This is a genomic window from Vibrio sp. 1580 (assembly GCF_033340055.1).
Genome location: NZ_JAWOVT010000059.1, coordinates 1 through 1,249, shown reverse-complemented (window position 1 = coordinate 1,249; position 1,249 = coordinate 1). Strand labels below are relative to the sequence as shown.

The 1,249-nt window shown below is 47.2% G+C and carries 1 protein-coding gene and 1 pseudogene; both read right to left on the bottom strand.

What is annotated here, in order from left to right:
• Positions 1-96, bottom strand: a pseudogene (locus R7093_RS23990) (DedA family protein); the annotation flags it as partial.
• Positions 90-1,040, bottom strand: a complete 951-nt coding sequence (locus R7093_RS23985; protein ID WP_017447675.1) for an NADP-dependent oxidoreductase — start codon at positions 1,038-1,040, stop codon at positions 90-92. The pseudogene R7093_RS23990 and the gene R7093_RS23985, both read right to left, overlap by 7 nt.
• Positions 1,041-1,249 lie beyond the last annotated feature (209 nt).

Sequence of the window (1,249 nt, the reverse complement as noted above, 5' to 3'; positions counted from 1 at the left end):
GGCACTGAGAAAACCGGTCATGAAAAGCACCCACAATGCTGAATCAGAAAACCAAAGGGCTAAATGTTCAAAAGCTGAATTGAATGCGTCTAGCATGTCATATCAAGTAATACCTTGCCTCTCGTTCGCCCCGATTCCACTTGTTGGTGTGCGGCGATAACTTCAGTCATTGGGTAAATGTGTTGCACTTCTGTTTTAAGTAATCCCACACCTACCATGTACAACAACGTGTCTAACTGTGAAGGATCTGGCTCAACCAACATACCGCTTGCCTCGAAGCCTAACAGCTTGGCCTTGTCACAAATTAATTCAGCGCTAATCGTTGGTACCGTGATCACGCGGGCATTGTCTTTTAGGCACTTGAGAGCATCTAGAGCCGCATCACCACCAACCAAATCAATTAAAACATCAACGCCTTCAACACGTTCTGACACTGGTGCAAATTGATAGTTCACTGCATGAGCGCCAAGTGTGGCAAGGTAGTCTAAATTTCGTTCACTGCAGGTGGTAAACACTTCGGCTTTTGTCGCCACAGCAATCTGCACCGCTAAGTGCCCTACGCCACCCGCTCCTGCGAGAATTAATACTCTATCGCATTCGCTGACATTCGCTTTGCTTAATGCTTGGGCAGCGGTTTGCCCTGCCAATGGTAAAACCGCCGCCGCTTCTAGCGTGACCGAACTTGGCACGTGACTTAGCTCCGACTCCGGAACACAAACATATTGGCTGTAGCCTCCACCTTGGAGAGGAAAGCCAATAAAACCGGCCACTTCATCTCCCACAGCAAAGCGAGAAGTCTTAGTACCACAAGAGGCGACTTTCCCAGAAATATCGTAACCTGGCACCCAAGGCAGTTTGTCTTTATTCTGGGAAGCAGCCCAGCCAAGTCCCGCTCGTGTTTTGACATCGATAGGATTCACGCCAGCATAATGCACCTTGACCAACACTTCGCCAGACTTAGGGATCGGAGTTTCAGCGCTTTGAATCGCCAGAACATTGGCGTCGCCAAACTCAGTGATAACAATCTGTTTATGTTCCATAACTCACTCCCTGAGGGACAAATAAAAAAGGGATGCCGGAGCATCCCTTTGACTATAAACTATTTTGTTTAACCAAGTTAATGGCAAGCATGTAAATTGGTTGATAATTTTATCTTCAACACGATAACTGTATTTACGTGTTACAAGAGTCTTTATCCAACCAAGGCCAACAGAATACCTGCCGCTACCGCGGAGCCAAGTACACCAGC